Source organism: Micromonospora sp. LH3U1, from assembly GCF_028475105.1.
Lineage (GTDB): Bacteria > Actinomycetota > Actinomycetes > Mycobacteriales > Micromonosporaceae > Micromonospora.
In genome coordinates, this window is record NZ_CP116936.1 from 4653354 (window position 1) to 4660982 (window position 7629).

7 protein-coding genes are annotated in these 7629 nt (G+C 68.8%); all 7 read right to left on the bottom strand.

Annotated features, from left to right (window positions below; genetic code table 11):
* Window positions 1-12: 12 nt before the first annotated feature.
* The 7 genes from PCA76_RS21260 to fes are packed head-to-tail and all read right to left on the bottom strand — an operon-like array spanning window position 13 to window position 7591.
* A complete protein-coding gene (locus PCA76_RS21260) occupies window positions 13-222 on the bottom strand; it encodes an MbtH family protein (protein WP_272612238.1) in 210 nt (69 codons plus the stop codon).
* Between the two features lie 33 nt (window positions 223-255).
* Complete coding sequence (leuD, locus tag PCA76_RS21265) at window positions 256-882, bottom strand: 3-isopropylmalate dehydratase small subunit (protein ID WP_272612239.1); 627 nt, start codon at window positions 880-882, stop codon at window positions 256-258.
* Between the two features lie 14 nt (window positions 883-896).
* Window positions 897-2303, bottom strand: a complete 1407-nt coding sequence (leuC, locus tag PCA76_RS21270) for a 3-isopropylmalate dehydratase large subunit (RefSeq protein ID WP_272612240.1) — start codon at window positions 2301-2303, stop codon at window positions 897-899.
* Window positions 2304-2334: 31 nt separating this feature from the next.
* Window positions 2335-3696, bottom strand: a complete 1362-nt coding sequence (locus PCA76_RS21275) for a hypothetical protein (RefSeq protein ID WP_272612241.1) — start codon at window positions 3694-3696, stop codon at window positions 2335-2337.
* Between the two features lie 54 nt (window positions 3697-3750).
* Window positions 3751-5196: a pyridoxal phosphate-dependent aminotransferase gene (locus PCA76_RS21280; RefSeq protein WP_272612242.1), complete on the bottom strand. Its 1446-nt coding sequence runs from the start codon at window positions 5194-5196 to the stop codon at window positions 3751-3753.
* The gene (gene leuB, locus PCA76_RS21285; RefSeq protein WP_272612243.1) at window positions 5193-6323 is read right to left on the bottom strand and encodes a 3-isopropylmalate dehydrogenase; all 1131 of its coding nucleotides are present in this window, start codon (window positions 6321-6323) and stop codon (window positions 5193-5195) included. Before leuB ends, PCA76_RS21280 begins: the two co-directional genes overlap by 4 nt.
* Before the next feature lie 26 nt (window positions 6324-6349).
* The gene (fes, locus tag PCA76_RS21290) at window positions 6350-7591 is read right to left on the bottom strand and encodes an enterochelin esterase (protein ID WP_272612244.1); all 1242 of its coding nucleotides are present in this window, start codon (window positions 7589-7591) and stop codon (window positions 6350-6352) included.
* Window positions 7592-7629: the final 38 nt, after the last annotated feature.

A 7629-nucleotide genomic window follows, 5' to 3' on the forward strand; every position in this document is an offset into this window, starting at 1 on the left:
GACTGCTGCGGGTCAGGCGTGGGTGGCCGTCGACTCGGCCATCCGCTGGCGCAGGCTCAGCGGACGCATGTCGGTCCACACCTCCTTGACATACGACATGCACTCCTCCTTGGTCCCGGAGACGCCGGTGTCCGTCCAGCCCGCGGGCACGTCGAGGAAGGCGGGCCAGAGCGAGTACTGCTCCTCGTGGTTGACGAGGACTTTCACGTTGCTGTCATCCATGGCGGTCGGCTCCTTGTCGGGTGAGAGGGATGGTCATGCCGGGGCGGGCAGGTCGAGGAACAGCCAGCTCGCCTCGCGGCGGCGCCGTTCCTCGTACGCGGCGATCTCGGCGCTGCGCGACAGCGTCCAGTCGATGCTGTCGAGGCCCTCCAGCAGCGCGGTCTTCCTGAACGGATCGACCTCGAACGGCAGGAGCTGCCCGTCTGGCGTCGTGACCGTCTGCGCGGACAGGTCGATGTGCACCTCCTGCCGCTGGTCGGTGAGCGCGGCCACGAGGTCGTCGACCGCCGCCGAGGGGAGCACGACGGGCAGGATGCTGCTGTTGAAGCAGTTGTTGTAGAAGATGTCGGCGAAGCTGGGCGCGATGATGCAGCGGAAGCCGAACTCGCGCAGCGACCACGGGGCGTGCTCACGGGAGGAGCCGCAGCCGAAGTTCAGCCCGGCCACGAGCACCGTCGCACCGGCGTACCGGGGCTGGTTCAGCACGAAGTCGGGGTTCGGGTCGCGGTCGTCGATGTAGCGCCAGTTGGCGAACAGGGCGTCGGCGAATCCGGAACGGCGAACCGTCTTGAGGAACCGGGCGGGCACGATGTCGTCGGTGTTGACGTTCGAGCGGGGCAGCGGTGCGGCCACACCGGTGTGGGTGATGAAGTTCTCCATGACGGACCTGCTCCCTATGCGTTACGGACGTCGACGAAGTGGCCCGCGATCGCCGCGCCGGCGGCCATCAGCGGACTGACCAGGTGGGTCCGGCCGCCCTTACCCTGGCGGCCCTCGAAGTTGCGGTTGCTGGTCGACGCGCAGCGTTCCCCCGCGGAGAGCCGGTCTCCGTTCATGGCGATGCACATGCTGCAGCCGGCCTCACGCCACTGGAAGCCCGCGTCCCGGAAGATCCCGGCCAGGCCCTCCTCCTCGGCCTGCCGGCTCACCTGCATCGAACCTGGCACGACGATCGCGCGGACGCCCGGCGCCACCTGGCGTCCCGCGACGTAGCCGGCCGCCGCGCGCAGGTCCTCGATGCGGGAGTTCGTGCATGAGCCGATGAACACCGTCTGAACCTCGATGTCCTCGACCTTCTGGCCGGGCGTGAGGCCCATGTACTCCAGGGCCCGCTCGTACGCCTTGCGGGTCGCGCTGTCGGCCTCCACCGCCGGGTCGGGCACCGTGCCCGTGACGTCCACGACCATGCCCGGGTCCGTGCCCCAGGTGATCTGCGGCGCGAGGTCGTCGACGTCGATGTCGAGCACGGCGTCGAAGTCTGCTCCCGGGTCACTGGCAAGTTCCCGCCAGTGCGCCGCAGCCTGCTCGAAGAGCTCGCCCTGCGGGGCGTGCCGGCGGCCCCGGACGTACTCGATGGTGACCTCGTCGGGAGCCACCATGCCGGCCCGCGCGCCCGCCTCGATCGCCATGTTGCACAGGGTCATGCGGCCCTCGACGGTCAGGGAGCGTACGGCCGGACCGCTGAACTCGATGACGTGGTTGGCCCCGACGTTCGTGCCGAACTTGCCGATGATCGCCAGCGCCAGGTCCTTGGCCGTGACCCCGGCTGCGAGCGTCCCCTCGACCCGGATGTTCATGGTGCGCGGCTTCTGCTGGAGCAGGCACTGGGTGGCCAGCACGTGCTCCACCTCGCTGGTGCCGATGCCCATGGCGAAGATGCCGAGCGCGCCGTGGGTGGAGGTGTGGGAGTCCCCGCAGACGACCGTCATGCCGGGCAGGGAGATCCCCAGCTCCGGGCCGATGACGTGGACGATGCCCTGGAACTCGTCGGTCATGTCGAACAACGTGACCCCGAACTCGCGGGCGTTGTCCTGCATCGTCTCGATGCACGTCACGCTCGCGGCGTCGATGACGTCCACCATGCGGCGGCCGGGCACGGTCGGCACGTTGTGGTCGAGCACGGCAACGGTGGCGCCGGTACGGCGTACGCCGATCCCGCGGTCGCGCAGACCCGAGAAGGCCTGCGGCGAGGTCGCCTCGTGGGTGAGGTGCCGGTCGATGTACAGGATCGGCACCTCGCCGGGCTCGTCCCGGACCACGTGGGCATCCCAGATCTTGTCGAACATGGTTCGTGGGCTCATGTGTCTTCTCCCCTATCAGGAGGCGGAGGGGTCAGGACTGCGCGAACATCTCTTCGAGTTCTTCGCCCTCGAGCTCGCGGCCGAGGTTCTTCGCGTGTTGGAGGATCTCGTCGATGCGCTCGGCGGTGAGCTTCCCCGGGTCGCGGCCGCTCTGCAGGCAGGCCAGTTTCACCGAACTCTGGCCGCTCCACTGGCTGACGCCGACCGAGTACGTGCCGCCGATGCTGGCCGGGTCGACCGCGGAGTACACGGTGCGGGCCATGGTGCGCAGCTGCTTCTCCCGCCGGAAGTCCTGTGCCTCGCGCGCACTTTCGGCCAACGCGTTGGCCTTGAGGATCGCGTCGGTGTGGATGCCGGAGCTGGTGTGGCTGTAACGCTTGCCGAGCACCCCGTGGTCAGGGGTGATCACGTCGACCATCTCCTGGTAGAAGGAGATCAGGCCGAGCAGCTCGGCCATGTTCCAGGACACCGGCAGCCCGCCTTCCTCGCGGATGGCCGCCAGGTTGAGGACGACCTCCTCCAGCGAGGCGTTGCCCGATCGCTCGCCGACGCCGCGCGACACGACGTGGATCCGGTTGGCGCCGGCCGCGACGGCCATCATGGCGTTGCTCAGGGCGTTGCCGGTGTCGCGGTGCCCGTGCCAGTCCAGCTTCATGCCGGAGGTGCCCATCTCGTCGAGCACCTCCCGGACCAGCCGGCAGAGCCGGTAGGCGCCGATCGGCCGGGCGACGCCGATGGTGTCGGCCACGGCCACGCGGTAGGCGCCGTTCTCGACCTGGACCCGGGTGATCGCGCGTACGTCCTCCGGCGACGTCTGGGTGGTGTGCTCCGTCCCGGCGATCACCGGGATGCCCAGGTCGGCGGTCCGCTTGATGTACGTCGCGAGCTTGCCGAGCACGAAGTCGAGGTCCCAGCCCTGCACCAGGCGGCGCGACGGCGCGCTGCCCATGAAGACCACGGACTCGAGTGCGGGGTGAATCTCCCGGCACTCGGCGGTCCACTTCAGGGACCCTTCCGTGCAGACTGACAGCACCGACGGCACGATGCGCGGGAACTGGTCTCGCATACCGGCGAGGAGTTCCTTCATCGTCGAGTCGAGCACGCCCGATCCGGTGTGGATGCCGACCGTGGCGGACCGGACGCCGAACGCGTCGAGCAGTTCGACATACTTCAGCATCGAGTCCACGTCCGGATACCGGCTGACGCCCTGCAGCCCGTCGCGCAGGCACTCGGACAGGATCTCGGCCTCGGCGGCCTGCTGCGCGGTCGGCTCGGTAGGCAGCGACTCAGGGAGCGGGGACAGCGGGCTCGGCTCACTGTTCCAGTTGAAGTCGACCGGCAGGTCATCGGCGGACAGCGCGGCGGCCGCCGGTCGGCTGATGGTGTGTGTCACGAGAACCTCCTGGGTGCGGGCTTCGGATTGGGAGATGCGGAAAGCGCCGGGTGATCAGTCGGTCGTTACCGGCAGGATTCCAACCGAGAAGCGGACGTACCGGTCTGAGTAGTTGAAGGTGGAGCCGGGGATGCCGGCGATGCCGGTCTTCTGGAAGACGGAGAAGCAGTCCTCTCCCGCGCGGAGCTCGCTCCAGTTGTAGATCGTCGCGTCGTCGTCGGCGAAGATCCGCTCGAAGAGGCCGAACTGCTGGTCGAGCTGGGCGAGCTGGGACCGCAGCCGGCTCCGGCGCAGGGCGTACAGGCTGCGGATCTTCGTGATCAGGTGTGGGTTCTCGCGGAAGAGCCGGTGATAGGCCATGAAGCGCAGCTGCCACTCGCCGGGCATCGAGGCGACGCTGTTGATCCAGCTGCCGGTCAGCCGGGCGGCGAGACCGGCGTCGCCGAACGTGACCCATCCGAACCGTTCGCCGGTGAGCGTGTGGGTCTTGGAGAGGCTGCTGACGTAGATCATCTGCCCGGTGATGTCGGTGGCCGAGGTGAGTGCTCGCATCCGGGCCTCGTCGTCGGCGGGAACGCCGGTGCCGATGTAGGCCAGATCGGCCATGAGATACACGGTTCGCCCGTGCTCACGCCACCGTCGCAGCACCGCCACCAGGTCGCGCAGTTCCTCCGGCTGGTATGCGAACGTCGACGGGTTGCTGGTGACGGTCAGGTAGACAAGGGTGACGTCGGCGTGCTCCCGCAGCGCCTGATCGAGCTGCTCGGCGGTGAGCTTGAAGTGGTCCTCGGCGCGGGTGCGGACGGGATGGACGCGGTAGCCGTTGGCCTCGGCCTGCGACTCCAAGACGTTGAACCCGGGAGCCGGCAGGAGCACGGCGCCGACGGCCCGCGAGCTCTTGCGGGCGACGGCGGCCAGGCCACGCAGCACCTTGTCCATGCAGTCGGTGGCGCCGAGGCCGAGGGCGACGTGGCCGGCATCGGCTTCGAGCCCCCACTGCCGCATGTCGTCGGCCAGCCATTCCCGCAGCACCGGGTTACCGACGCTGGCCAGGTCGTAGACGCGCGCGTCGAAACCGGCCCGCAGCACGACCCGCTCCATGGCCATCATCTGTTCGCGCAGCCACTGGTACACCCGGCCGGTGGCGACGTGGCCCTGGATGTCCTCGCCGGGAAGCGCGATGCCGAGTTCGTCGGCGAGCATTCGGTAGTCGCCCGGGCCGCCGTCCTCCCCCTCGCGCTCGGTGATGAGCCGGGTGTCGACGTCGCCGATGGTCCGGTTGACGATCTCCAGCCGGGTCGCGGCCGGGTCCAGGCCGCGCCGGGCGCACTCCTGCTCCAGGGACCGCACGAGCGACGCCATCATGCGGATCGGTGGCTCGTCGTTGTTCTGCAGTCGGGCCCGGTACCGGTGTACCAGTTCGGCGCGGACCTCCCGGACGAGCAGCCGTTGCTCCTGCAGGTGGATCGCGACGCCGGCCACGTCGGTTCGCAGAGTCATCGCCGGTGTCCCTCCGCCAGCGCGGCGACGATGTGTTTGCCCATTTCACGAGTGCCGACAGCCTTCGTGCCCGGCTCCTGGACGTCGACCGTGCGATAGCCCTCGGCGATGGCCTCCTCCACTGCCCGCTCCACCGCTTCGGCCTCCCGTGTCAGGCCGAGCGAGTGGCGCAGCAGGAGGGCGGCGGAGAGGACGGCGCCGACCGGGTTCGCGACGTCCTGTCCCGCGATGTCCGGGGCGGAGCCGTGGATCGGCTCGTACAGGCCGAAAATGCCGGCGGAGGTCCGTCGGACGCCGAGGCTCGCCGACGGGATCATGCCGATGGAGCTGGTCAGCATGGCGGCCTCGTCGGTGAGGATGTCGCCGAAGAGGTTCTCCGTCACGATGACGTCGAAGCGGGCAGGGTCCCGCAGCAGGTACATCGCGCAGGCGTCGACGAGCATGTGCTCCCAGGTCACCCCGGGGTGGTCCGCCGCGACGCGTTCGACCACCCGCCGCCAGAGGATCGACGAGCTCAGCACGTTGGCCTTGTCGACCGACGTGAGCGTTCCGCGACGGGTCGCGGCGATGTCGAAGGCGGCGCGCACCACCCGCTCGATCTCCTGCTCGGTGTAGCGGAGTGTGTCGATCGCGACCAAACCGTGCTCGGTGGTGCGGATTTCGCTCGGCTTGTCCGGAGTGGAGTCCAGGTGTCCGTAGTACAGTCCGGCCGAGAGTTCCCGGACGAAGATCAGGTCGGCGCCCGCGACGTACTCGGGCTTCACCGGTGACGCGTGGTGCAGACCCGGGACGGGCCGGATCGGCCGCAGGTTCGCGAAGAACTGGAAGTCCTTGCGCAGCCGGAACAACGCCTGTTCCGGCAGCACCCGGGCGTCCCGGCGCTCGCTCGGCGGCAGGCTGCCGATCGCGCCGAACAGGACGGCGTCGCTCTTCCCGCACAAGCTCATCGTCTCCTCGGAGATCGCCACCCCCTCGGCGGCGATGGCGGTGAGGCCGGCGAGCCGGCTGTGCAGCGTGAAGTCGTGCCCGAAGAGATCAGCGACGGTGAGCAGCACGTCGAGGGCCTGCTCGGTGACCTCCGGTCCCACGCCGTCGCCCGGAAGTACGGTGATTGTGTGCTGTGCCATTACTACTCATCCCCTTGTTCGAGAGGTCATCCGGCGGAGGTCAGTGCGAGCAGGCGCTGGACCAGGGTGCCGCGCCACGTGATCATGTCGTGGCCGCCCGAGTACTCGGAGTAGTCGACCTCGTAGCCCTTGCCGAGCAGCACGTCCCGCAGCCTGCGGTTGGTCTCGAGCTGGTCGAAATCGACGAGGGCCGCCTCCAGTGAGCCGACCTCGATGGAGAACCGGATGGGCAGCGGCGGCGAGTCGGCGAACTGCCGGGTCAACCACTCCATCTCGGTGTCCGGCGTCGCGCGCTCCGGCCACCAGAACGAGCCCGACTGCGAGATCACGTTGCCGAAGAGGTGCGGCAGCTTGTACGCCACGTACGCCGCGGCCAACCCGCCGAAGCACGACCCGGCCACGTACGTCTTCGCCGGGTCCGCCGTGACGTTGTAGTTGTCGTGCAGGAAGGGCATCAGTTCACGGTCGAGGAACTCGGCGAACGGCTCGTGGCAGGGCAACTCCCGGGCCCGGACCGCCTGGTCGGTGTTGCTGTGCATGACCAGGACGAACGGCGGGGTCCGCTTGGCGTAGAGCAGGTTGTCCAGGACGGTGGGCGTGGCGGCGAAGTTGAAGTACGCCCAGCCGTCGAAGAGCAGCAGCATGTGGTACGGCTCGCCGTCGGGGCGGTAGCCGGGCGGCGTGTGCACCGTGACGTGGTGCTTGGTCCCGAGGATCTCGCTGTCGAGGAGGTGCATGTGGTTGCTGCCCTTGGGCACGCCCCGTCGTGCGATGTTCCAGGGCTGCTTCGGCGCGTCGGGCAGTTCCAGCACCGAGACCCGCAGATCGTCCAGGATGGTGACTTCCTGGGGGTTCAGCGGATCGGCCCGGTACCCGGGAATGCGCGCCAGCACGTCCGCGTAGGTGTCGTAGGGCACCAGCGAGTCGTTGACCGACAGCAGGTACGTGGTGCGTAGGTCCGACGGCAGGATGTACGACGCGTACCAGAGGTCCGTCGACGGCACCCGCCGCATCAGGTAGTCGTCGAAGCCCGCCTGAGTCGGCGCGCTGTAGAACAGCACCAGCACGTTGCGGGTGTCGCCCGGATCGCGCCAGAGGAACGTGACGAGCGTCCGTGCCGGGTCGTCCTCGATCGGCTCCATGAGCGGGGAGGCGTCGGTGGCGACGGTCTTCCAGAACTCGTCGAGCGCCGTGTCGTCGCCGGCCGCGAGGCCCTGTTCGAGACGGGTGATGCGGTGATCGGTGTGTGTCCGGGTGGGAACGATCATTGGGACTCCTAGCGCCGGTCGGAGACGAGGGGTGGCGG